This is a genomic window from Thalassospira marina, from assembly GCF_002844375.1.
Taxonomy (GTDB): domain Bacteria; phylum Pseudomonadota; class Alphaproteobacteria; order Rhodospirillales; family Thalassospiraceae; genus Thalassospira; species Thalassospira marina.
Genome location: NZ_CP024199.1, coordinates 2,550,176 through 2,573,276, shown reverse-complemented (window position 1 = coordinate 2,573,276; position 23,101 = coordinate 2,550,176). Strand labels below are relative to the sequence as shown.

The following is a 23,101-nucleotide window of genomic DNA, read 5'->3' as shown; positions in this document are numbered from 1 at the left end:
CAGTATGCAACGGGGGCGATGGTGTTAAAGAACGTCAGTATAGCAAAGAAGATTTTTGGTGGCTTTGGGGTGATCCTTGCGCTGCTTCTGGTTATTGCAGTTGTCGGGGGGATGTCGCTGCGCAGTGCTGACCAGAATTTCAAGGATTACCGCAACCTTGCGCTGCAGACCAATCTGGCAGGCCGGGTTCAGGCGAACCTGCTGGAAACCCGCCTTGGCGTGAAGGACTTCCTGCTGACCAAGGCGGAAAAATCCAGCGCATCGGCCAAAAAGCGTGCGGCGACGACGCTTGAGCTGAACGGGCAGCTGGTGGAGCTTAATGATAATGACGATGTGCGCGGATTGCTTAAATCCGTTGCCGATGAACTGAAGAAGTATATCGACACGTTCGATCAGGTCGTGGATTTGACCAAAAAGGGTGATTCCGCATCAATGACGCGCCGTGATGCGCTTGTTCATGGAACGCTTGATGTGATCGGCCCGAAGGTGGCTGCCGACCTTGAACAGTTGAAGCTGACATTGAAAGCGCAGCAGGACGAACTGGGGCCGCGCGCAACCCGTGCGACCGAAATGGCCGTGATTACATCGATTGTGGTGTCAATCGTGGCATTGATCCTGGGTGTGGGGCTGGCCATTGTGGTGGGGCGGGGTATTTCCAACCCGATTGTTGCCATTACCGATGTCATGAGCGAACTGGCACATGGCAATAAAACGGTGGCGATCCCCGGGCAGGACCATAAAGACGAAATCGGCGATATGGCTGCTGCTGTTCTGGTGTTTAAGGAAAACATGATCAAGGCCGATGAACTGGCCGCCAAGGAACTTGAAGAACAGAAGCGTCGCCAGGCCCGCACGGAAATGATTGACCGCTTGACGACCGACTTTGACCAGGATGTCAGCTCGGTTTTAAAAACCGTGGCATCTGCTGCAACGGAAATGCAGGCAACCGCACAATCGATGACCGCAACGGCCGAAGAAACCAGCCGCCAGTCAACCGCGGTGGCTGCGGCATCTGACCAGGCATCGAACAATGTACAGACCGTTGCCAGTGCTGCCGAAGAACTAAGCGCGTCGATCAATGAAATCAGCCATCAGGTCAGCCAGTCATCAAGCATTTCAAGCAAAGCGGTGGATGATGCTGAACGTACCAATGCACAGGTGCGCGGCCTGGCCGACGCCGCCCAGAAAATTGGTGATGTGGTAAACCTGATTAACGACATCGCCAATCAGACCAACCTTCTGGCCCTGAATGCGACGATCGAGGCCGCCCGCGCAGGCGAGGCAGGCAAGGGCTTTGCCGTTGTTGCGGCAGAAGTGAAAAACCTGGCATCGGCAACGGCGCGTGCCACCGATGAAATCACCAGCCAGATCACCAGCATCCAGAACGAAACCCGTGATGCGGTTGTTGCCATTCAGTCGATTGGTGGCACCATTGCCCAGATCAACGAGATTGCGGCAAATATCGCCAGCGCGGTTGAGCAGCAGGGGGCTGCAACGCAGGAAATTACCCGCAACGTACAGCAGGCATCCGCCGGAACCAGCGAAGTCACCCAGAATATCGGTGGCGTGACCGAGGCTGCATCCTCTACCGGCGCTGCTGCTGAACAGGTGCTGGCGGCATCAGGTGAATTGTCCGAGCAATCCGAACGGTTACGCACCCGCGTTGAACAATTCCTGACCGCTGTTCGCACAGCCTAAAACCGGGCAGCCAGGTCGCATTTTTAAATATAGGAAAACCCCCGTTGCCCTGAAGGCCGCGGGGGTTTTGCTTTTACGTCGAGTGTGACTTGGCGTGGGGAGAGACAGGATGCTGGTCTGGTGTCACATCATATGGGCGGAAATTGCCAGTTGTGCCTTTGATGCCGATGGTCGGCCAACACGGCTGCAAATCCAGTGGCCGGTTTCAACCAGCTTTTCCAAATTAACGCCGCTTTCAATGCCCAGCCCGTTTAACATATAGACCACGTCTTCGGTGGCGACATTGCCGCTCGCACCCTGGGCATAGGGGCAGCCGCCCAAACCGGCAACTGAACTGTCAATCGTTGCGATGCCCATTTGCAACACGGCCAGAAGGTTTGCCAGTGCCTGCCCATAGGTATCGTGAAAATGCGCAGCCAACTTTTCAACCGGTATATGCCGGGCAACGGCGGCAACCATATTTTGCGCCTTAACGGGTGTTCCGGTGCCAATGGTATCCCCCAGGCTGACTTCATAGCAGCCCATATCAAACAGGGCCTTTGCCACCTCGGCGACTTTTTCCGGGGCAATATCACCTTCGTAGGGGCAGCCCAGCACGCAGGACACATAACCGCGCACGGCAATATTGTTTTTGCGTGCAGCCGTAATGACGGGGCGAAACCTTTTCAGGCTTTCATCAATCGAACAATTGATATTTTTTTGCGAAAAACTTTCAGATGCGGAGCCAAAAACCGCCACCTCGGTTGCGCCGGCACTAATGGCGGCTTCCAGCCCCTTGATGTTCGGGGTCAGGACCGGGTAGGTCACGCCATCGCGCCGTTCAATCCGTGTCATGACATCGGTGGCATCGCCCATCTGCGGGACCCATTTGGGGCTGACAAAGGCGGTGGCTTCGATGACGGAAAGGCCAGCTTCGCCAAGGCGATGAATAAGCTCGATTTTTGTGGCCGTCGAGACCATCGCCTTTTCATTTTGCAGGCCATCACGCGGGCCGACTTCAACGATCTTTACCTTTGAGGGTAAGTCACCCAGCGTGGGACGTGGCATGGTCAGGCCTCCTCGATTGCGATCAATTCGTCGCCGTCGCCCACCTGGTCGCCGACGGCAAAATACACTTCCCGGACGGTTCCTGAAACGGGGGCCGAAATGGTATGTTCCATCTTCATGGCCTCCATGATCACCAGTTTGTCACCAGCCTTCACAGCATCGCCGGTTTTGGCCATGACTGCAATGATCTTGCCGGGCATCGGGGCATTAAGGCTGCCGCCACCCGCGGCATTGGCCGTTGCATTTTCGGCGGGATCAACCATTTCCAGGCGATCCATCCGGCCAGGTTGGAAAACAGCCAGGTTTTTGCCCGCACGGCGTACCTGCGCACGTTTACGAACGCCATCCATAATCGCGCTGATATTGCCATCATCATGGCAGGTTTGTTCGATGCGGATGGATGTGCCATCGGGCAGGTCGCAAATATGGCCGAAATCGCGGTAATGCAGTTTCAGGGTTATGTCATCCGTCCCACGCCGCAAGATAATATCATGGTGGTTATCATCATTCATGCGCCAGCCATCGGTGCTGTTCCAGGGGGACCAGGGGTCGTTGCTGCTGGCGGCAAAGGTGCGGGCTTCGCAATCGCGCTGATGTAATATCTCAAGTGCGGTAAAGCATAATGCACTGTTATCGGGCTGGGCCGGGGCGGGGATCAGATCATCCTGATAGGTGGGGATGAAGCCTGTTTCGACTTCGCCGCGTTCAAAGGCGGGGTGGTGGGCAATATTGGCAAGGAAGGCGGTGTTGGTGGTGACGCCAACAATTTGCACATCATCCAACGCACGCGACAAACGGCGCAGTGCCGATGTCCGGTCCTGATCCCAGACAATCAGCTTGGCGATCATGGGGTCATAATGAATGGAAACGACACCGCCCTGATAAACGCCGGTATCAATGCGGACATGGCGGTTGGCTTCGGGCATGTGCATATGGGTCAGCGTGCCGGTGGCGGGCAAAAAGTCGTTTTGCGGGTCTTCGGCATACAGGCGGACTTCAAAAGCATGGCCGGTAATGGCAAGCTGATCCTGGCTTTTGGGCAGGGCTTCGCCATTGGCGACCTTCAATTGCCATTCCACCAAATCTTCGCCCGTAATCATTTCCGTTACCGGGTGTTCGACCTGCAGGCGGGTATTCATTTCCATGAAATAAAACGCACCAGAAGCATCAAGCAGAAATTCAACCGTACCAGCACCCTGATAGCCAATTGCGCGTGCTGCATTGACCGCAGCTTCGCCCATTTGCACGCGTAATTCTTCTGTCATGCCGGGGGCCGGGGCTTCTTCGATTACTTTCTGGTGGCGGCGCTGCAGGGAACAGTCACGTTCAAACAGGTAAACGGCGTTGCCGTGGCTATCGGCAAAAACCTGAATTTCGACGTGGCGGGGATGGGAAATCAGCTTTTCGATCAGGCAGTGATCATCACCAAAGCTGGACTTCGCCTCACGTTTACAACTGGTCAGGGCATCGGCGAAATCTTCGGCTTTTTCAACAGCGCGCATACCTTTGCCGCCACCCCCGGCTGATGCCTTGATCAGCACGGGATAGCCGATTTTATCGGCTTCTGCGGCCAGAAGGTCCGGGTCCTGATTCTTGCCGTGGTAGCCCGGCACCAGCGGCACACCAGCATTTGCCATAATTTTTTTGGCTTCGGATTTTGACCCCATGGCGCGGATGGCACTGGCGGGCGGGCCAACAAACACAGCCCCGCTATTGGCGACAGCATCGGCAAATTCGGCATTTTCGGACAAAAAGCCATAACCGGGATGAACGGCATCTGCCCCTGATTGTGCAATCACATCAAGCAACCGGTCTGACCGAAGGTAGCTTTCCGCCGGGGCGGCGGCGCCAATATGCCAGGCTTCATCGGCCTGTTGCACATGCAGGGCGGATTTATCGGCATCGGAATAAACAGCAACAGTGGTAATGCCCATGCGCTTTGCGGTGGCAATAACGCGGCAGGCAATTTCGCCGCGATTGGCGATCAGAAGTTTGCGCAGCATATGTTTATTCCTTAATCCAGAAGGCGGATCGTTTTTCAAGGAAGGCACTGACCCCTTCGCGACCTTCAGCACTGGCGCGCTGGTCGGCGATGCGGGTGGCGGTATCTTCGATGATGGTGTCGGTAATTGGCTGATTGGCGATCGCGTAAATCAGGTCTTTGGCGGCCTGCATTGCAGCAGGGCTGTTTTGCAGCAGGGTGCGTGCCATTTCATCGCCTGTGGCAAGCAGCTCTTCCGCGCTAACAACGTCATGCACCAAACCAATATTTTGGGCGTTTTTGGCATCAAACCGTTCGGCACTGATGAAGTATCGCCTTGCCTGTGCCACGCCGATGGCCTCGATCACATAAGGCGAAATAACAGCAGGTATCAGCCCCAAGCGGGTTTCCGACAGGCAGAATTTCGCGTGTTCCGATGCAATGACAATATCGCAGCACGCCGCAAGGCCAACACCACCACCGAATGCCGCCCCATTAACCAGCGCAATGGTCGGTTTACCTATAAAATTCAGCGTTTTCATCAGGGCTGCAAGATTGCGGGAATCTGCCAGGTTTTCGGCATGGCTATAGGTTGCCATGCGTTTCATCCAGTTAAGGTCCGCTCCGGCAGAAAAGCTTTTGCCAGCCCCGGTTAGTTGCACCACGCGCACATTTGCATTGTCATTCAGGCGTTTCAGTGCGGCGGTCAGATCGCTAATCAGTTGATCATCAAAGGCATTGTGGATTTCCGGACGATTAAGGGTGATCCGGGCAATACCGTTATCGGCGATCTCACAGATCAGGGTAGAGTTATCATTGTTAACTTCGGTCATGGCTTTTCCCTTCATCACATGCGGAAAACGCCAAACCGGGTTTCTTCGGCCGGTTTGTTCAGCACTGCGGAAAGGCCAAGGCCCAAAACCATGCGGGTATCGGCCGGGTCGATCACGCCATCATCCCACAGGCGGGCGGAAGCGTAATAGGGGTGGCCCTGTTCTTCATATTGATCACGGATGGGGGCCTTGAAGGCATCCTGTTCATTCTGCGGCCAGGTTTCGCCGCGTTTTTCCATCGCATCGGCCTTGATTTGCGTCAGCACATTGGCCGCCTGTTCGCCGCCCATCACTGAAATGCGCGCATTGGGCCACATCCACAGGAAACGCGGGCTATAGGCGCGCCCGCACATGCCATAATTGCCTGCGCCAAACGACCCGCCAATCAAAACGGTGAATTTGGGCACTTTGGCGGTGGCAACTGCCGTTACCAGCTTCGCGCCATCCTTGGCGATGCCGCCGCTTTCATATTTCTGGCCAATCATAAAGCCGGTTATGTTTTGCAAAAACACCAGCGGTATGCCGCGCTGGCTGCAAAGTTCGATGAAATGGGCACCTTTAAGCGCGCTTTCGGAAAACAGGATGCCGTTATTGGCGATGATCCCGACCGGGTAGCCAAAAATGCGGGCAAAGCCGGTCACAAGCGTGGTGCCATACAGGGCCTTGAATTCATCAAATTCGGAACCATCGACAATGCGGGCGATGATTTCGCGTACATCGAACGGCTTTTTGGAATCTGTCGGGATGATGCCGTAAATTTCACGCGGGTCATAGGCCGGGGCGACTGGCTCGCGCAGGGTAATGCCGGGGTTTTTCGTCCAGTTCAGATTTTTGACAATGGTGCGGGCAATGGACAGGGCATGGGCATCGTCCTGGGCGTAATGGTCGGTCACGCCTGATGTTTTGCAATGTACATCCGCTCCGCCAAGGTCCTCGGCGGAAACAACTTCGCCGGTTGCCGCTTTAACCAGCGGCGGGCCGCCCAAAAAGATGGTGCCCTGATTGCGCACAATCACGCTTTCGTCCGACATGGCCGGGACATAGGCGCCCCCTGCCGTGCAGGACCCCATGACAATGGCAATTTGCGGAATACCCTTGGCCGATAGATTGGCCTGATTGAAAAAGATGCGGCCAAAATGGTCCCGGTCCGGGAAAACATCATCCTGACGCGGCAGGTTGGCACCGCCACTATCGACCAGATAAAGACAGGGCAGGTGGTTTTCCAGCGCAATTTCCTGGGCGCGCAGATGCTTTTTCACCGTCATCGGGTAATAGGACCCGCCTTTGACGGTGGCATCATTGGCGACAATCACGCATTCCACGCCAGAAACGCGGCCAATGCCGGTAATAATGCCTGCGGCGGGTACATCCTCGTCGCCATACATGCCGTAGGCAGCAAGCTGCGAAAGTTCCAGAAACGGCGAGCCGACATCCAGCAACTGGCGAATGCGTTCACGCGGCAGCAATTTTCCCCGGCTGGTGTGGCGGTCACGGGCGCGTTCGCCGCCACCCAGTTTGATCTGGCCGATCTGGTCGCGCAAATCATCAACCAGTTTTGCCATATGGTCGGCATTGCTGCGGAAATCTTCGGCGCGAATATTGATGGCGGATTTTATCTGCATGTCCCGTCCTGCTGGGTCGAAACCAAACTGTCTGGGCCAGCCGGGTGGCAGGCAAGGCGGCCCAAAATGTGTTTTTGGCACGATGGCCATGCGCCTGTTATGGCGGAAGTTTACGTAAACGGCAAGTATAAATTGGTATTTCAGTACCGAATTTACTTATATCAGATATTCAAGGCCTGGTTTGAGCGGTGCCCGTATACCGTTTCAGGTTAGTGCACTGATTATTAAATAAAAAATCCGACTGGTTGTTGCGTTCAGCGATGCTAATGCGCCTCTTGCGGCCTTTTAAGCGCCTTCACTTCGGCTTCCCGTGCGTGAGATTCAGCAGGTTATTTGCTGAATGGCGCAGCCGCAGACCAGAATGTGGGATGGATGCGGTTTAGCGTTTTTTGGCTGCAAAAGTGGACTTTGAGGGCAGTTTGTTTGCATGCTCGGCTGCGCTGCGTTGACCCAGCGATCAAAATGGCTGTGATAATATGGAACGGGCAGTGTTTTATGCTGCCCGGTGCCAGACTTGCCAGAGATTCAGGACCGGCTTTTGATCCATTGTTCGAGCTGGTCCATCCGGTCATTGCCAAAGAATGGTTCGTCTTCATAGAAAAAGAAGGGTGAGCCAAATGCACCGCGTTCAACCGCGCGGGTGATCACATCGCGCAGGTGCTGTTTCCATTTCGGGTCGCTCATGGCGTTGCGCAAATCATTGGCATTGATTCCATGCCGGGTTGCCGTGGCAATGACGGTTTCGGGGTTGCTCATATCCAGGCCATCGGCGAAATAGCCACGATAGATATCATGCGCGAACTGGCGGGCAAGGATGGGATCAAAGCTGTCGATCCAGTAAAAGGCCCTGCTGGGACCGATGGCTGCATAGGGGAACCTGGCGGGGATTTGAAACGGCGTTCCCTGTAGTTTTGCGCAACGTTCCATATCGTGGCGAAAATAATCGCCACGAATCGGTTGTTCGACCAGCGGGCTTTGCCCTGTCTGCTTGAAAATGGCACCGATAAGATAGGGGTGCCAATGCACCGTAACGCCGCAGCGTTCTGCCAGCCCGTCAATGCGTTCGCTAGCCAGGTAGCCGTAAGGCGATGAAAAATCGAAATAAAAATCCAGATCTGACATTTTACCGTCCCTGATGATCAGTTTGTTTTCCCTGATCGTTACGGATTTGACGGTAGATATGCTACTGTAAAATGAAGTTCGGGCCGAAATAACCCGGCCCGATAGATGCGTTTTTCACCATGATGCCTTAGGCAATGGTGATGCCGGGCCGGACTTTGACTTCTTCCATCACGACATAGGTGTGGGTCTGGCTGACCCCCTCGATGGAAGAAAGGCGTTCAAGAAATTCGCGGTAGGCATACATGTCGGAAACCCGCGATTTCATCAGATAGTCAAACCCGCCGGCAACCATGTGGCATTCTTCAACTTCGGGCAATTTGCGTACGGCAGATGAAAATTTGTCAAACACATCGGGGGTGGTGCGGTCCAGGGTGATTTCGACAAACACAACCAGCGACTGGTCAAGCTTGCGCGGGTCCAAACGGGCCATATAGCCAATGATGAAACCCTGCTGTTCCAGGCGGCGAACACGTTCAAGGCAGGGGGTCGGGCTAAGATTGACGCGCCGAGACAATTCGACATTCGACATTCTGCCGTCATGTTGCAGTTCCCGGAGGATTTGTTTGTCGATCTTGTCGAGGTTCTTGACATTCTTCTGCATTTGATGTGCTCAGCCAGTGTTTAAAACTGCAATACCAAAGTTATGTTGGATGATATATCGCAAATTTGGAAAAATTGGCAGCATATTTTTCTAAATCATCATTATTCTGGGCCCATTGCTGTTGCCCTTGCGTTTCAGGTCTGTCGGGAAAATGCGGATGATAACCGTCCTGGCAAACTGATGCGCTGCTGATCGGGCCACGTCGTTTTGAACAGGGAGTCTTTTGCGTGATGTTTCGTTCCCCCTTGCCCAAATCCGATACTTTGCGGGATCAGATCCGTGCCACATATCGGTGCGATGAGGAAGCCGTTGTCAATAATCTGATCGAAAAGGCAACGCTGTCACCTGAAGACAAGGTAAGGGTGCAGGAAAAGGCCTATCAGCTGGTGGCCAATGTGCGGGCATCGGATTCCGGCAAAAGCGGCATTGATGCGCTGTTGCATGAATATGAACTGACCAGCAAGGAAGGCGTGATTTTGATGTGCCTGGCCGAAGCCCTGCTTCGTGTGCCAGATGCCGTAACCGCCGACAAGCTTATCCAGGACAAACTGTTTGATGCCGACTGGGACAGCCATCTGGGCCATAGCGGCAGCTTTTTTGTCAATGCATCGACCTGGGGGTTGATGTTAACCGGCCGTGTGATCCGTTTCGGGCGTGAAGAACGGGCCAATCCCGGCGCGCTGGTGAAACGTATGATCGCGCGTTCGGGCGAACCGGTAATTCGTCGCGCCTTTAACCAGGCGATGCGCGTAATGGGGCGCCAGTTTGTGATGGGCCGCACCATTGCCGAGGCCGCCGAACGGGCACGCGCGAACGAGGAAAAAGGATACCGTTATTCCTATGACATGCTGGGCGAAGCTGCCCGCACGATGGAAGATGCGGACCGTTATTTCAAATCTTATGAACATGCGATCGACGAGATCGGCAAGGTCGCAAAAGGTCGCGGGCCGATTGATAGCCCAGGCATTTCAGTCAAGCTTTCGGCCATTCATCCGCGTTATGATTTTGCCAATCGCGACCGTGTGATGGACGAACTTGTCCCGCGCCTGAAGGCATTGGCCCTGATGGCGAAAAAGCATGATATCGGCTTTACTGTCGATGCCGAAGAAGCCAACCGCCTTGATCTGTCACTTGATGTGATCGAAGCCGTTTTTGCCGATCCCGACCTGGATGGTTGGGAGGGTTTTGGTTTGGCGGTGCAGGCCTATCAGAAGCGCGCCTATCATGTGCTGGAATGGCTGGCCGATGTGGCAAGCCGTGTGGGCCGCAAAATGATGGTGCGTCTGGTAAAGGGTGCCTATTGGGATACGGAAATTAAAAACAGCCAGGAAAACGGGTTTGAAGGTTACCCGGTTTTCACCCGCAAGGCGGCAACGGATGTTTCCTATATTGCCTGTGCACGCCTTATGCTGTCGCGCCGGGATGCATTTTATTGCCAGTTCGCCAGCCATAACGCCCATACGGTTGCCGCGATTTTGGCGATGGCAGGCAATGACCGCACCTTTGAATTCCAGCGTCTGCATGGCATGGGCGAAGCCCTCTATGAACAGATTGTTGGCAAACAGGGCGAAAATATTCCCTGCCGTGTTTACGCACCGGTTGGCACCCACGAGGATTTGCTGGCCTATCTGGTGCGTCGCCTGCTGGAAAACGGCGCCAATACCAGCTTCGTGAACCGTATCCAGGACGAACAGTTGCCGATTGAAGAAATGATCGGCGACCCGGTTGAAAAAATGGCGGCATTGCCGCGCAAGGCGCATCCGAAAATTGCGGCGCCGGTTGATTTGTACGGGGCAGGGCGCATTAATTCGCGCGGGATGGACCTGACAGATCAGACCAAGCTGACCGCCCTTGAGGCCCATATGAAAACGCTGGTTAAAAATGACTGGCGTGCGGCCCCGCTGATTAATGGAAAATGGCTTTCGGGCGTTGCACAGGATGTGATGAGCCCGGTTGACCGTGCCGAAAAGGTTGGCGAAGTTATTCTGGCTGACGAAGAAACAGCCAAAGCCGCCCTTGATGCCGCCAGTGCTGGTTTTGCTAGCTGGAATGCGACACCGGCAGGCGAGCGCGCAGCCTGCCTGCGCAAGCTGGGTGACTTGCTGGAAGATAACCTGGACGAGTTTATACTGCTGTGCCAGCGCGAAGCCGGAAAGCTTTATTCCGACGGTGTGGCCGAAGTGCGCGAAGCCGTTGATTTTTGCCGGTATTATGCCAATCGCTGTGAAGAACTTTATCGCGAAGGCAATGCGATGGAAGGTCGCGGGGTGTTTGTGTGCATCAGCCCGTGGAACTTCCCGCTGGCGATTTTCCTGGGCCAGGTTACAGCGGCTCTTGCTGCTGGTAATGCCGTTATTGCCAAGCCGGCAGAACAAACCTCGCTGATCGCGGGCAAGGCGGCAGAACTGATTTTGGCTGCGGGTATTCCGGGTAGCGCATTCCAGCTTTTGCCGGGGTCTGGTCGCAAGCTGGGCGATGTTTTGATGAATGATCGTCGGGTGGCCGGTGTCGCCTTTACGGGGTCAACTGAAACTGCGCAGCTGATTAACCGCACATTGGCAAAACGTCCTGGCGCGCCCATTCCGCTGATCGCGGAAACCGGTGGCCAGAATGCGATGATTGTTGATTCCACGGCCCTTCCTGAACAGGTGGTTCAGGACGTTGTGATTTCGGGCTTCCAGTCCGCCGGGCAGCGGTGTTCGGCCCTGCGCGTTCTGTTTGTGCAGGAAGATATCGCCGATAAATTGTGCCATATGCTGGTGGGTGCGATGAAGGAATTGCGGGTCGGTGACCCGGGTTACCTTGATATCGATGTCGGCCCGGTGATTGATGGCAAAGCGCAGGATATGCTGCAAAAGCATATTGACCGCATGAAGCGTGAAGCAAAGGTTCTTCATGCTTGCGATATGCTGCCTGAAACCGAAAAAGGCACATTTTTTGCCCCGCATTGCGTGGAAATTCCCAGCCTTGAAATGCTGGAACGCGAAGTATTCGGTCCGATCGTGCATGTGGTGCGCTTTAAGGCGCGCGATCTTGATAAGGTTTTGGATCAGATCAATGATGCCGGTTACGGCCTGACGCTGGGTGTGCATTCACGCATTGATGGCACGGCACGGCGCATTGCCCAGAAATTGCGGGTTGGTAACTGCTATATCAACCGCAATATGATTGGTGCTGTTGTGGGTGTGCAGCCTTTTGGCGGGCAGGGTAAATCCGGCACCGGGCCAAAGGCGGGTGGGCCGCACTATGTTGCCCGGTTTGCCAAACCGGTTATCGACCAGGGCAATGTTGCGGTTGGCGATGCATCGCACGCGGACGACCGGGAAACCATTTTCGTCAATACTCCGGTCCCGGCCAGCGAGATTGCCGAACTGGCAAAAGGCCAGATCGACTGGCAGAAAACGCCGGGTGATGTGCGCATGAAGCAGCTTGAAAACCTGGCAGTAAAGTTGGCGGCCGAAGGCAGCGACGAACTGGCCCTGGGTGCACAGCATTTTGCCGATTTTGCCGCGATTTCGCAAAACGGGTTTGTTGCCCCGGTGCGTTTGCCTGGCCCGACGGGTGAAACCAATGATCTGGAACTGCTGGGCCGTGGTGTGTATTTGGTGCAGGCAGATCGCGGGGCTGAACCCGGCCGTGTCTTGCGCCATGTGGCCGCTGCACTGGCAGCAGGGAACAGCGTGCTTCTGGCTGGCAATGATAAATGGCTGGGCCGGGTGGAAAAGCTGGTTGCCAGCCTTGATCTGCCGAAGGCGGTGGTTAAAACGGTGAATGATGAAGCCGGCCTTGCGACCATGAATGGCGGGGCGGTTGCCGGTGTATCCTGTGTGGCACCGTTGCAGCGGGTCACGGTTTTCAAGCGGGTCCTGGCGCGCCGTGATGGTGCAATTCTGTCGCTTATTTCCGATAGCGGCATCGAGGACGACGGTGCATTGCCCGGCGAATTGTTCATGCACCGTTTTGCAACTGAAAAAACCATTACCATCAATACCACGGCGGCTGGCGGCAATGCTTCGCTGATGTCGATGGATGAAGCCTGAGACACGTTAAAATCAGACCGATTGGTTTTGGTTAGTGAATGACAAAACGGTCAGCCCCATTGCGAGGCTGACCGTTTTTTTGTTGGCAGGCTGGATCGGAGAGATGGGCAGCGTTACCCCTCGATTGTGTCAGCGCTATATTCCAGCAGATCGCCGGGCTGGCATTCCAGTGCCGCACAGATTGCCGCAAGGGTTTCAAACCGCACACCACGAACCTTGCCCGATTTCAAAAGCGACAGGTTCTGTTCGCTGATACCGATCAGGGTGGCGAGTTCCTTTGATTTCATTTTACGCTTGGCCAGCATGACATCCAGCCGGACAGTGATCGCCATTAAACGAAGCTCCGGTTTTCATCATGAAGGGTGACGGCTTCGCCCAGCACCCAGGAAATGATCAGCAACAGGCCGCCTAGAAACAGACTGGTTGCTTCGATATTGCTAAGCCCGATTGAAAGGGCGCGTTCGCCCTCGGGGCGGGTGATGGTGACCAGAACCGACATGACAGCACCGGCCAAAGGTGCCAGCAGCGTTTGGGAAAGCAGGGCAATGCTGAAAATTTTAAGGTGACGGATGGTGCCATGTTCAAAAATTGCATTGCGGGCAAAGCCCTGGAACATCTTGCACAAATGCCACAGGCCAAAGCTGAGGACCACAGACGGCACCATCAGCGTGATGAAAACAGCAGGAAGCTGCCAGCCGGTAAGAACCAGCAGGTCGGTAACCGGAATTGGCATCAGGCTGTCGGAATAGGAAATGCCATCACGGGCAAGGTCAGGTACCAGCCAGATAATCGGTACAAAAGCCATTTCACAAAGGATAGCAATCAGGCATAGCCAACTTAGGATCAGGCTTACAGTGCGTATTTTGGTGGCGGATTGGCTCATTTCCATATTCCTGTGGTTTCATGATGATTAATTATCGTAAAACATGAATAATTTAATGAAATGAGTCAACGGGGATTCTTGTGTATGGAGGATGTGGCGGGTGAAAAAGAAGGTTTTGGGAACGTATGAGCCGTGCAAAGCGTTCAATTAATACGGATTTTGAAGAAATATTTTCTTTGCCACAATTACGGTGCTGATTTTGTCATAATCGGCCTGTAGAGGCAGTGGAATCAACGCACTGTAAGGTGCCGGGCAGGAAAGCGATTTAGGAGTAGGCGAATGAAACGTATGTCTCGCGGGTTGAAACGAACATTGCAGGGCGTGGTACTGGGAATTGCATTCAGTGCGCCGCTGGCGGCCTGTGGCCCGCTGCAGATGCCGGTTGAAAACCGTTCGGGCGATGACCAGTGGGTCGATACCAAAATCAAATCGGGGATTTTGGGTGATTTCGCCGAGGTCGATCACAGCTATCTGATTGATGTGAATGTCGACATCTGGAAGCAGCAGGTCATGGTGACCGGTATGGTTGATTCCAAGGGCAAATATTACGACGTGATGTCGATCATTCGTCAGGACAAGCGAATCAAGACGGTTTACGACCATCTGCAGGTTGCCGATGCCAAAACCGTTGCCGAATATCGTGATGCTGAACAGAAATACGGTGAAGACAATGCCGTCCCTGCGGATTCGGCCAAGCAGTCCGTCTCCGACGCCTGGATCGAAAGCCAGATCAAGGCGCTGCTGCTGGCAGAAAAGGGTGTGCGTTCAGTTAATTACCGTTGGCAGTCGGTTAGCAACATCGTCTACATCATGGGCGAATCCGCCAACAAAACCGAATATGACAAGGTGCTGAGCATCGTTCGCCGCATCAAGGGTGTGACCAAAGTGGTCAGCCATGTGTCGGTTGTTGGATGATATTCTAACTAAACGATATTTTCCGAAAATGATCCGCAGCCCCAGTCTGGCTGCGGATTTTTTTGTGCCTTGAATGGCAGATTTGATCGAAATCATTTGAAACGCATTCGCATTTGCATTATTGGAAGGGTGTGTAACTAATAACCGATTGCATTTGCATTTATGTTTGTATGTGTTTGTAATGCCCTTAACCAGGGCGATGTAAAACGTGCTGCGACTGAGGGAAATGCGACGCGCCCGGCAGAGGTTTTCCGTTTTCATGGCTGCCAACCACAATGTGGTAAGTGCGCCTGTCATATGCGCTCCGAACTCAGCCAGCATTGTTGCTCGGCGGATGGGGCGCAGGATCGGGTTATTGCAAATGTGGCTGCCGATCAGGCCATTGCCGCAGAATAAGCCAGACTAAGCCAATGAGGCAGCAATTGATTTGATGCGCTCGCCTGTCGTGGCAATAAATGATCATTGAATATGAAAAAGGCGAAGCCGCGGGGCCTCGCCTTTATTTTTGCGCTGATTCAGGGGCGCTCAGGCTTTTTTGCCAAAACGCTCTTCTGCAAGGCGGTCGGCGATGAAGCCGGTTGATTTGTTTTCGCGTTCGGCCCGTTCAAAAATCTCGCGCACGGTGGCACCGATGCTTTCGATGTGGCTGTTGGTTTCGCTAACCGGGCGACCCTGACGGCAATAATGGACTTCAACCACCCCACCGGCATTGATTACGTAATCGGGGGCATAAAGCACACCCATTTCCCGCAATACTTCGCCGTGGCGATCCGCTTCAAGCTGATTGTTGGCTGCGCCGGCGATAATCCCGGCCTTCAGGCTGGCAATGGATGTGTCATTGATGATACCGCCCAACGCACACGGGGCGAGGATATCGGCATTGACCGACAGGATTTCATCAATCGAAACGGCTTTCGCGCCAAGTTCGGTAACGGCGCGCTCAACGGCGGCTGAATTGATATCGGCAACGATCAGTTCCGCACCGGCGTTATGCAGCATTTCACACAGATGAAAACCGACATTGCCCAGGCCCTGCACGGCAACGCGCATGCCGTTAAGGTCGTCACTGCCATTTTTGTATTTAACGGCTTCCTTCAGGCCAATGAAAACGCCATAGGCGGTAAAAGGCGAGGGATCGCCCGTGCGCGCCGGGTCCTTTCCATCATTGATGCCACCAACATGGCTGGTTTGACTGGCGATTTCGGCCATGTCAGCAGGGCTGGTGCCAACATCTTCGGCAACGATGTAACGGCCATTCAGGCGCTCGACAGCGCGGCCGACGGCCCGGAACAGGGCCGGGGTCTTTTGGCTGCGTGGATCGCCGATAATAACGGATTTGCCACCACCGAGCGGCAAATTGACCAGGGCCGACTTGTACGTCATGCCGCGCGACAGGCGCAGAACATCGTGGATGGCGTCCTGCTCGCTGGCATAGGGCCACATGCGACATCCGCCCAGCGAGGGGCCAAGATTGGTATTGTGAACCGCGATAATGGCCTTCAGGCCGGTTTCCGGGTCGCTGGCGAATACGACCTGTTCGTGATTATCGAAGGCAGAATCGGAAAAGATAGACATTGTGGGGCAGCCTCCCGGGCTGGGATTGTTTTGATTTATGGGAAGTGGAAAGTCCTGCTTACCCCTTTATGTTTGCTTACATTGGGCGTTCGGCAATTGGAAAATCGCGCAACAATTAAAAAAGACCGTTTCGATGAAAAGCCTTGGGTTGCGCGGAATTTAATGTCCGCCTGAACCGGCGTTTGTAATTTTATTTCGCGCAATTATTGCAAGCCGACTATGCAAAACCGGCGCGCTACGGTTTTGCATGTTTCAATTAAATTACGATTCAGGCCGGGTGATTTACGGCTCGTTAAACTACTGGTCGCAGACTTGTGGTTGATATTTCATTTTTAAGCGAGATATCATCAGGACATACCAAGGCGTCTGGTCGGACGCTGACAGCAAGAGGAGTTTCGGGGGATGTCAGCTTTTACAGACCACCGGAAGCGCGTTTATCAAGTTGGGTTACACAACAAGTTCGTGCGTGAATGCGTAAAAGAAAACCGTTCTCACGCACTTTATGATGATCGTTGGGCCGACGTTCAGACCCACGAAGTTGCAGCACAGACCAAAACGAAGGCACTTGCCATGATCGAAAAGAATTATCCGTCCTGTGACGGGTTTGTTGTCGATCACGTCAAACGCCACGATTGATTTTGGCTTCTGTGCCATCTTCCCGATTAAACGGGATGATAAGACAAGTGCTGGCGCAAATGGTTAGACAGGAAAAGGGCGGGATCCACACCCGCCCTTTTCTTTTTGCAGTTGTTAGCGATTGATCGTGCTTGGGTCAGTCTGCAAGGGCGCGATCAACAAAATCCAGCCGGTCCTGGCCCCAGAACATTTCATCACCGATGAAATAGGTGGGCACACCAAAAATATTCACAGCTTTGGCTGCTTCGGTATAGCTGTCATAGGTTTCAAGCACTGCCTGGTCATTGGCCTGTGCCAGATATTTGTCAGACAGTCCGTTTGCGGACAGGGCCTCGGCAATGGTTTCCGGTGCCGCGGCGTCGCGTTCATCGATCCAGATATTTTCCATGATCGTTGCGACCAGGTTGGAAACATCCTGCCCGTCAAGCTTGGCGGCAATAATGGTGCCTGCAGCAAGGGCCTCGTTCACCGGAAAGAATTTGGGGTTTTCGTTTAGCGGAATATCGAGGAATTTACGCCAGCGTTTAAGCTCGACCATGCGGTATTCCTGGCGCGGGATCGGCCGCTGTTTCAGGGGAACGCCGCCGCCATGCTTGAAAATCTCGCTGGATTTTACCGGGCGGTGGTCAATCGTCGCGTTGTGACGTTTGGCAATTTCCATGGCCCGGCGGATGCCGAGAAAGGCCCATGGGGACTGCACGAAAAAATAATGGGTGATAACCTTGGACACGAATGTCTCCTCTGGACGGGCGTTAATCGCCATTTCTTGAATGGGGATATAGCGCCTGATTTCGCCCTATTGGTCAAGCCACCAGCGATAATCTTCGATGCCATCCATGACAATGCCGTCAAACCCCAGTTGCATCAAACCGGCAACATAACTGTTGGCATTGCCGAAAATGATGTTCTGCCATTGCGGGTCCCAGTAATAAACGTGGTTTTCCTGGCCCCAGCGGCCGGTATTGCTGGCACTGCTGATAAAATCCGGTGAACCCGCCCGCCAGTCATTGCGCCAGTAATAACGATAGGTTTGCGCCCGTCCGACATCGATATAAGCCAGCAGCAACCGCGGGGTGCCGATTTTTTTGTATCGCAATTTGCGTATGTCATCGTAGGTCAGCGGCGTGGTGCCCCGGTGAAAGGCATCAATGATCAGAATGTCGTAATTGGTGTTGGCAAGGGCATCAACATAGGCATCCTTGTTCCCGAAGGGTGCACTATCGACAACCATGGCGTAGTTGCGCGCCTTGTGAATGGTATCAATGATGAACGGGTTTTCGTTCAGCGGGGTTGATGGCACCTTGGCCAGCGCGGCCAGTTGCATGTCGGGCGGCGGGGCTGCGTAATATAAGGGGTTCAGATCCTTTACGCTTTCGCGCGATTTGCGAATGTTTTCAATTTTGTCAGTGTAATCGAGCATGAAAAAACGCATGCCGGTATCTGACAGGCGTTCAAGATACTGTTCGTCATATTTAACTTCGCCCTCAACCGTTTCCTTATTATAGCCATCGCGACCGTAACGGGGTGCTTCGATCAGGAAACCATCCAGGGCGCGGATGAAATTACGGGCCGGTTTGGCATCTGATTTGGTAACGAAAAGGCCGGGTTCGATAAAGGTCGTCAGGTCCAAACCATTCATGGCGATAATGGAAAAATCGCTGCGTTCCCGCTTTGCCCAGCGGCTTAGCGATATGACCATCTTGCGCATGTCTTCGGCAAAATCGCGTTTTGGCTTGGAATCGTCATCCTCCTTGTTATCCCCGACATTCGGACTGTTGGCGAGGCTGTTGGCCGGGGGAATAAATGGTTCAAGCTGCTGGGCATTTGTCCGCACCGGAATGATGCCGGTTATTGTTGCTGCGATCAGGGCAACAAATGTGATGTCGGAAATAAACGAACGCTTGGGCGCGCCGTTATTGCCGGTATTACGAACCATGTTGGTGGGGCGGAGCAAACGGGCGAAAACCATAATCAGGACGCAGCCTTTTTTGCCAAAGAAGGATTGAGCTTAGCACAGACGTAATCGCCAATCGCCATCGAGGCGGTAAGGCCTGGCGATTCAATGCCATAAAGGGAAACCAGCCCATCAATGCCATGGCTTTCCGGCCCTGAAATCATGAAATCGCGGGCTGCTTCGCCCTTCGACTGGATTTTGGGGCGAATACCGGCATAACCGGGTTGCAGGGCGGTTTCATCCAGGTCGGGATAATAGCGGCGAATGGCATCGGCAAACATCGCGCGCCGCGATTCATTCACCGTGTAATCAGGCGCATCCACCCATTCAACATCGGGGCCAAAGCGCGCCTGCCCGCCGAGATCAAGCGTCAGATGAATACCCAGTCCGGCCTGTTCCGGCGCGGGATAGATCAGGGTGGAAAACGGGCTTTTACCACCAAGGGTAAAGTAAATGCCCCGTGCATAATGTTGCGGCGGAACGGCCTGTGCGGGCAGCCCTGTCAGGTTGCGGGCCAGTGTCTGGCTGTGCAGGCCACCCGCAATGATCAGTTCCTTGCAGGAAATTTCCATTTCTTCGCCTGCAACATCCCGGGTGAGAAGAACATGCAGGCCGTTTTCATGGCGGCCGGAAATAACATCGGTATTCAGTGCCAGGGTGGCACCTGCAATTTCAGCATCCCCCAAAAGCGATACCATCAGCCCATGTGAATCAATGATCCCGGTTGACGGGCTTTCAAGGGCTGCGACGCATTTAAGGGCAGGTTCACGCTTGCCAATTTCAACGGCTGTGCGCCAGACAAGGTCGGTAACACCGTTGCCATTCGCGTGCTTTTCAATCTGGCGCAGGGCGTCGATCTGGTCATCGTGGGTTGCAACAATCAGCTTGCCGGTGTTGCGATGATTAATCCCGCGTTCGGCACAATATTGATACAGGGTTTGTTTGCCGCTCACGCAAAGTGCGGCTTTCAGGCTGCCTTTTGGGTAATAGATCCCTGCATGGATGACCTCGCTATTGCGTGAACTGGTTTCGGTTCCAATGGCGTCATGACGTTCAATGATCATAACTTCCCGGCCGCTTTGCGCCAGTGCGCGTGCACAGGCAAGCCCAACCGCACCGGCACCAACAACGATGGTTTCGATATCAAAGGACATGGTATTTATTGTCCTGCCTGGCGGAAAAAGACCGGCTGGCCATTGCTGTCTTGGCCTTCACCTTTGACCTGGCTTGGGTCCGGGCTGCTATAGGTGCCACGCACCGATACACCGTCCGAACAAAACAGGGACCAACTGCCAAAGGGAACTGTTGCGGTCTGATAACGCCCGCCCTGATGCTGCCAGTAACCTTCGCAATGGCGATCCCCACTATCGACAATCATGGTACCTTCGCCTGCGGGTTTATCAAATTTCAGGGCACCATAGCCATTCTGGTTGTTCCAGCTTGTGGCAATGCCAATGCCTTCATCCGGGGCAATGGCCGGGGCTTGCTGGGGTGATGCTGGTTCCATCGCTGCAACGGGGGCCTGGCCCTGCGTCATCGTACCCGCATTGGTGCCTGGTGCGGGCATATCCGGTGCGGGTTGTTGCATGGGTGCAGATGTGACAGGTGCGCTCAGGACAGGTGCCTGCACCGCAGTTGCCGGGGCGCCGGTGCCATCGGGCAGGTTCACCTCAAAACGCAAAAAGAAATTGGCGGCAAAGTCACGCGCGGCAGTGTCGGGTAGTTGTTGCGCCGGGGCTTCATGCTTTGGGGCAGTTTGAACGGCAATCTGTTCACAGAAATATCCCAGAAGCTGGCTTCCGCGCTGGTCGGTGCGTGCGGGCTCCCAACGGCCAGCATAGCTGATACATTGTGCATTTCCCCGGGCAAACGGCAAAACCTGGATCGGGCCGGATGGGGTTTGATAGGAAAAGCTGTTTCCGTTCGGGCGCGCGTTTCCTTTTAATTCATCGAACATACCCAGCAGGCTGGCCGGGGGCGTGTCGGTCCGAAAGGCAAAGCCGGGATTTGTTTCGGAAAAGACCGATTCGATAAAAATCTGGTTTGATGAATGGCTGTCATCGCTTTGATCCAGCCAGCGCGCAACGTAAACTGTGCTGTTTTCACGTATTTGACGCAAATAGACCACACCGGCATTAAAGGGTGCGTGATAGTTTACCGGGCTTTCGGCAGCCTCGATTTTTTGGAATCCACCTGCATTTTGGGCGCTGGCATGCGATGCAATGCCACTTAGCGCCAGTGCGACGATCGCAGGTGCAAATTTTTGCTGAAAGGTCACAAACTTCTCCCCCATTGAGCTTGCTGTCTTTGCGGTGCTGTTTGCTCTATCTTTAGCGCCAAGACAGATAATTGGCTAGGGTAGAGCCAGTTTGCGCCGTGACTTATGCGTCTTTATACTTGATTTTTCCTCGCAAAGGCGTTCATTCACGGGCGATGGGGACTTTGGTTTTCAGAAAACAATATGACGGAGCAGCGCGTAATGACGGGGGACGCAACCGCCACCATGACCGAAATCAAGGGCCAGGGCGACGCACAATCCACAGGCGGCCGCACAAAGCGCGCGCATGTCATCGTGATCGGCAATGAAAAAGGCGGGTCGGGTAAATCCACTACTGCCATGCATTTGATCGTTGCACTGCTGAAAATGGATTTTTCAGTCGGCTCGCTCGATATCGATGCCCGGCAAGGTACGCTGACCCGCTATGTGGAAAACCGTCAGGTCTTTAACCAGGCGCGTGGCCTGGCGTTAAAAATGCCGGTGCATTACCCGATTTACCGTAGTGAAGATAACGACGCGACAGCCGCCAAGCATGACGAACGAGAGCGTTTTACCCGTGCGCTTGGTGAACTGGTGTTAAACCATGATTTCGTTGTTATGGATTGTCCGGGCAGTGATAATTATCTGTCGCGCCTGGCCCATGCCTGTGCCGACACCCTGATCACCCCGATCAATGACAGCTATATTGACCTTGATATGCTGGCGCGCATTGACCCGGAAAGCCTCGAGGTCAAAGGGCCCAGCCTGTATGCGGAAATGGTATGGGATGCCCGCAAGCGCCGGGCGGCCGTTGATGGTGGCACGATTGACTGGATCGTGATGCGTAACCGATTGTCCCATCTTGATGCGCGCAACAAACGTGATATCGCCGAAATTGTCGATAAACTTGCAACCCGTGTGCATTTCCGTGTCGCGCCGGGCTTTGGCGAACGTGTGATTTACCGTGAGTTGTTCCTGAATGGCCTTACCCTTCTTGATTTGCGTGAAAAGGGTATCGGTATTACGCTGAGCATGTCGCATATGGCTGCCCGTCAGGAAGTCCGGCAATTGCTGGAAGTTATCGGTTTCACACCGGCAGATGGCGAGGAATTGCCAATCTGACCCGGGTTGCCTATGTGGCGGGGCGAATGCTAGCACCGATTTTTGCCGGTGCGGCCCCAAAGCAGGCAAGGGATCGGATTGGTAATGGCAGACAGCGACAAGGCTGTTTCATCTGTTTCAAGTGAACAGGACATTGCGGACTTTATTCGCAATGCAAATTCCGTGGCGACACATGCACCGCGTTCCGGCCCGGCACAGGGGCGAATTGTGTTTGCCATGGATGCCACGGCCAGCCGCCAACCCCATTGGGATCGCGCCGCCCATATCCAGGCGGAAATGTTCGATGCCGTTGGCAATATTGGCACGCTTGATATTCAGTTGGTGTTTTTCCGGGGTTTTGGCGAATGCAAAGCCAGCAAATGGTGCCGGAATGCCAAAGAATTGCGCGATAAAATGACGTCGGTGCAATGCCGCGCCGGCCACACCCAGATCGCGCGTGTTTTACAACATGTCATTAATCAGTCCCGAAAAACGCCGGACCAGCCAATTGATGCACTGATATATATTGGCGACTGCGTTGAGGAAGATGTCGACGCATTGGGTCATTTGGCCGGAACGCTGGGCATGTCGGGCACGCGGATATTTATCTTTCAGGATGGCGGCGATCCTGCGGCGGAAGCTGTGTTTCGCGATATGTGCCGGTTGGGCAATGGTGCATTTGCACGGCTTGATGGCAGTGCAGCATCAGCATTGGCTGATATGCTTGGCGCGATTGCATCCCTTATTGTTGGTGGCTTTAATGCGCTAAGCCTTTACGAAAAATCAAAAAAATCCGCCAGCATCGGCCTTTTGACCGATCAGTTAAGGCGCTAACC

At 54.2% G+C, this 23,101-nt stretch carries 20 protein-coding genes; 7 read left to right on the top strand and 13 right to left on the bottom strand.

Annotation, left to right across the window (positions count from 1 at the left end):
* Positions 1-18 precede the first annotated feature (18 nt).
* Positions 19-1,698 carry a methyl-accepting chemotaxis protein gene (locus tag CSC3H3_RS11730; protein ID WP_101284926.1) on the top strand — a complete coding sequence of 560 codons (1,680 nt, stop codon included), beginning with the start codon at positions 19-21 and terminating at the stop codon, positions 1,696-1,698.
* A gap of 123 nt (positions 1,699-1,821) precedes the next feature.
* Here CSC3H3_RS11730 and CSC3H3_RS11725 read toward each other — a convergent pair whose 3' ends face one another.
* The 6 genes from CSC3H3_RS11725 to CSC3H3_RS11700 all read right to left on the bottom strand — a co-directional run bounded on the left by CSC3H3_RS11725 (position 1,822) and on the right by CSC3H3_RS11700 (position 8,904).
* The gene (locus CSC3H3_RS11725; RefSeq protein ID WP_101284925.1) at positions 1,822-2,745 is read right to left on the bottom strand and encodes a hydroxymethylglutaryl-CoA lyase; all 924 of its coding nucleotides are present in this window, start codon (positions 2,743-2,745) and stop codon (positions 1,822-1,824) included.
* A 2-nt stretch (positions 2,746-2,747) separates the two neighbouring features.
* Positions 2,748-4,748 carry an acetyl/propionyl/methylcrotonyl-CoA carboxylase subunit alpha gene (locus CSC3H3_RS11720; protein ID WP_101284924.1) on the bottom strand — a complete coding sequence of 667 codons (2,001 nt, stop codon included), beginning with the start codon at positions 4,746-4,748 and terminating at the stop codon, positions 2,748-2,750.
* Positions 4,749-4,752: 4 nt separating this feature from the next.
* A complete protein-coding gene (locus CSC3H3_RS11715) occupies positions 4,753-5,559 on the bottom strand; it encodes an enoyl-CoA hydratase/isomerase family protein (RefSeq protein WP_101286208.1) in 807 nt (268 codons plus the stop codon).
* A 14-nt stretch (positions 5,560-5,573) separates the two neighbouring features.
* A complete protein-coding gene (locus tag CSC3H3_RS11710) occupies positions 5,574-7,181 on the bottom strand; it encodes a carboxyl transferase domain-containing protein (protein WP_101284923.1) in 1,608 nt (535 codons plus the stop codon).
* 525 nt (positions 7,182-7,706) lie between these two features.
* Positions 7,707-8,303: a 2-hydroxychromene-2-carboxylate isomerase gene (locus CSC3H3_RS11705; RefSeq protein WP_101284922.1), complete on the bottom strand. Its 597-nt coding sequence runs from the start codon at positions 8,301-8,303 to the stop codon at positions 7,707-7,709.
* 127 nt (positions 8,304-8,430) lie between these two features.
* Positions 8,431-8,904, bottom strand: coding sequence for an Lrp/AsnC ligand binding domain-containing protein (locus tag CSC3H3_RS11700; RefSeq protein WP_101264367.1), 474 nt, complete (start codon positions 8,902-8,904; stop codon positions 8,431-8,433).
* A 230-nt stretch (positions 8,905-9,134) separates the two neighbouring features.
* Here CSC3H3_RS11700 and putA point away from each other — a divergent pair, with 230 nt between their 5' ends.
* Complete coding sequence (gene putA, locus CSC3H3_RS11695) at positions 9,135-12,944, top strand: bifunctional proline dehydrogenase/L-glutamate gamma-semialdehyde dehydrogenase PutA (RefSeq protein WP_101284921.1); 3,810 nt, start codon at positions 9,135-9,137, stop codon at positions 12,942-12,944.
* Between the two features lie 113 nt (positions 12,945-13,057).
* Here the strand turns inward: putA and CSC3H3_RS11690 are convergent, their stop codons facing one another.
* Positions 13,058-13,276: a helix-turn-helix domain-containing protein gene (locus tag CSC3H3_RS11690; protein WP_101264365.1), complete on the bottom strand. Its 219-nt coding sequence runs from the start codon at positions 13,274-13,276 to the stop codon at positions 13,058-13,060.
* On the bottom strand, positions 13,276-13,827 hold the full coding sequence (locus CSC3H3_RS11685) for a DUF2975 domain-containing protein (RefSeq protein ID WP_101284920.1): 552 nt from the start codon (positions 13,825-13,827) through the stop codon (positions 13,276-13,278). The genes CSC3H3_RS11690 and CSC3H3_RS11685 overlap by 1 nt, the downstream gene beginning before the upstream one ends.
* A 279-nt stretch (positions 13,828-14,106) precedes the next feature.
* On the opposite strand from CSC3H3_RS11685, the gene CSC3H3_RS11680 reads away from it, so the two are divergent.
* Positions 14,107-14,742: a BON domain-containing protein gene (locus CSC3H3_RS11680; RefSeq protein ID WP_101284919.1), complete on the top strand. Its 636-nt coding sequence runs from the start codon at positions 14,107-14,109 to the stop codon at positions 14,740-14,742.
* Between the two features lie 162 nt (positions 14,743-14,904).
* A complete protein-coding gene (locus CSC3H3_RS25160) occupies positions 14,905-15,138 on the top strand; it encodes a (2Fe-2S)-binding protein (RefSeq protein WP_101284918.1) in 234 nt (77 codons plus the stop codon).
* Positions 15,139-15,267: 129 nt separating this feature from the next.
* On the opposite strand, the gene CSC3H3_RS11670 is transcribed toward CSC3H3_RS25160, so the two are convergent.
* Positions 15,268-16,317 carry a Glu/Leu/Phe/Val dehydrogenase dimerization domain-containing protein gene (locus tag CSC3H3_RS11670; protein WP_101284917.1) on the bottom strand — a complete coding sequence of 350 codons (1,050 nt, stop codon included), beginning with the start codon at positions 16,315-16,317 and terminating at the stop codon, positions 15,268-15,270.
* Positions 16,318-16,719: 402 nt separating this feature from the next.
* On the opposite strand from CSC3H3_RS11670, the gene CSC3H3_RS11665 reads away from it, so the two are divergent.
* Positions 16,720-16,953: a hypothetical protein gene (locus CSC3H3_RS11665; protein ID WP_101264360.1), complete on the top strand. Its 234-nt coding sequence runs from the start codon at positions 16,720-16,722 to the stop codon at positions 16,951-16,953.
* Between the two features lie 136 nt (positions 16,954-17,089).
* Here the strand turns inward: CSC3H3_RS11665 and CSC3H3_RS11660 are convergent, their stop codons facing one another.
* The 4 genes from CSC3H3_RS11660 to CSC3H3_RS11645 all read right to left on the bottom strand — a co-directional run bounded on the left by CSC3H3_RS11660 (position 17,090) and on the right by CSC3H3_RS11645 (position 21,185).
* Positions 17,090-17,683: a 2-hydroxychromene-2-carboxylate isomerase gene (locus CSC3H3_RS11660; protein WP_101264359.1), complete on the bottom strand. Its 594-nt coding sequence runs from the start codon at positions 17,681-17,683 to the stop codon at positions 17,090-17,092.
* A 66-nt stretch (positions 17,684-17,749) separates the two neighbouring features.
* Positions 17,750-18,922, bottom strand: a complete 1,173-nt coding sequence (locus CSC3H3_RS11655) for an endo alpha-1,4 polygalactosaminidase (RefSeq protein WP_101284916.1) — start codon at positions 18,920-18,922, stop codon at positions 17,750-17,752.
* Positions 18,923-18,924: 2 nt separating this feature from the next.
* Entirely contained in the window at positions 18,925-20,061 is a 1,137-nt protein-coding gene (locus CSC3H3_RS11650) for an NAD(P)/FAD-dependent oxidoreductase (RefSeq protein WP_101284915.1), read from the bottom strand.
* Between the two features lie 5 nt (positions 20,062-20,066).
* Entirely contained in the window at positions 20,067-21,185 is a 1,119-nt protein-coding gene (locus CSC3H3_RS11645; protein WP_157831883.1) for an MORN repeat-containing protein, read from the bottom strand.
* Between the two features lie 225 nt (positions 21,186-21,410).
* Between CSC3H3_RS11645 and CSC3H3_RS11640 the strand changes: the two genes are divergently transcribed.
* On the top strand, positions 21,411-22,286 hold the full coding sequence (locus CSC3H3_RS11640) for a division plane positioning ATPase MipZ (RefSeq protein ID WP_172963465.1): 876 nt from the start codon (positions 21,411-21,413) through the stop codon (positions 22,284-22,286).
* A gap of 84 nt (positions 22,287-22,370) precedes the next feature.
* Positions 22,371-23,099, top strand: a complete 729-nt coding sequence (locus CSC3H3_RS11635; RefSeq protein WP_101284912.1) for a hypothetical protein — start codon at positions 22,371-22,373, stop codon at positions 23,097-23,099.
* The last annotated feature ends 2 nt before the right edge of the window (positions 23,100-23,101 follow it).

Excerpts from the sequence above, each read along its gene's own strand:
- CSC3H3_RS11725 (WP_101284925.1), bottom strand. The coding sequence starts at position 2,745 with ATGCCACGTCCCACGCTGGGTGACTTACCCTCAAAGGTAAAGATCGTT.
- CSC3H3_RS11670 (WP_101284917.1), bottom strand. The coding sequence starts at position 16,317 with ATGTCTATCTTTTCCGATTCTGCCTTCGATAATCACGAACAGGTCGTA.
- CSC3H3_RS11635 (WP_101284912.1), top strand. The coding sequence starts at position 22,371 with ATGGCAGACAGCGACAAGGCTGTTTCATCTGTTTCAAGTGAACAGGAC.
- CSC3H3_RS11690 (WP_101264365.1), bottom strand. The coding sequence starts at position 13,276 with ATGGCGATCACTGTCCGGCTGGATGTCATGCTGGCCAAGCGTAAAATG.
- CSC3H3_RS11655 (WP_101284916.1), bottom strand. The coding sequence starts at position 18,922 with ATGGTTTTCGCCCGTTTGCTCCGCCCCACCAACATGGTTCGTAATACC.
- CSC3H3_RS11650 (WP_101284915.1), bottom strand. The coding sequence starts at position 20,061 with ATGTCCTTTGATATCGAAACCATCGTTGTTGGTGCCGGTGCGGTTGGG.
- CSC3H3_RS11685 (WP_101284920.1), bottom strand. The coding sequence starts at position 13,827 with ATGAGCCAATCCGCCACCAAAATACGCACTGTAAGCCTGATCCTAAGT.
- CSC3H3_RS11705 (WP_101284922.1), bottom strand. The coding sequence starts at position 8,303 with ATGTCAGATCTGGATTTTTATTTCGATTTTTCATCGCCTTACGGCTAC.
- CSC3H3_RS11640 (WP_172963465.1), top strand. The coding sequence starts at position 21,411 with ATGACCGAAATCAAGGGCCAGGGCGACGCACAATCCACAGGCGGCCGC.
- CSC3H3_RS11730 (WP_101284926.1), top strand. The coding sequence starts at position 19 with ATGGTGTTAAAGAACGTCAGTATAGCAAAGAAGATTTTTGGTGGCTTT.
- CSC3H3_RS11665 (WP_101264360.1), top strand. The coding sequence starts at position 16,720 with ATGTCAGCTTTTACAGACCACCGGAAGCGCGTTTATCAAGTTGGGTTA.
- CSC3H3_RS11720 (WP_101284924.1), bottom strand. The coding sequence starts at position 4,748 with ATGCTGCGCAAACTTCTGATCGCCAATCGCGGCGAAATTGCCTGCCGC.
- putA (WP_101284921.1), top strand. The coding sequence starts at position 9,135 with ATGTTTCGTTCCCCCTTGCCCAAATCCGATACTTTGCGGGATCAGATC.
- CSC3H3_RS25160 (WP_101284918.1), top strand. The coding sequence starts at position 14,905 with ATGTTTGTATGTGTTTGTAATGCCCTTAACCAGGGCGATGTAAAACGT.
- CSC3H3_RS11680 (WP_101284919.1), top strand. The coding sequence starts at position 14,107 with ATGAAACGTATGTCTCGCGGGTTGAAACGAACATTGCAGGGCGTGGTA.
- CSC3H3_RS11715 (WP_101286208.1), bottom strand. The coding sequence starts at position 5,559 with ATGACCGAAGTTAACAATGATAACTCTACCCTGATCTGTGAGATCGCC.
- CSC3H3_RS11710 (WP_101284923.1), bottom strand. The coding sequence starts at position 7,181 with ATGCAGATAAAATCCGCCATCAATATTCGCGCCGAAGATTTCCGCAGC.
- CSC3H3_RS11700 (WP_101264367.1), bottom strand. The coding sequence starts at position 8,904 with ATGCAGAAGAATGTCAAGAACCTCGACAAGATCGACAAACAAATCCTC.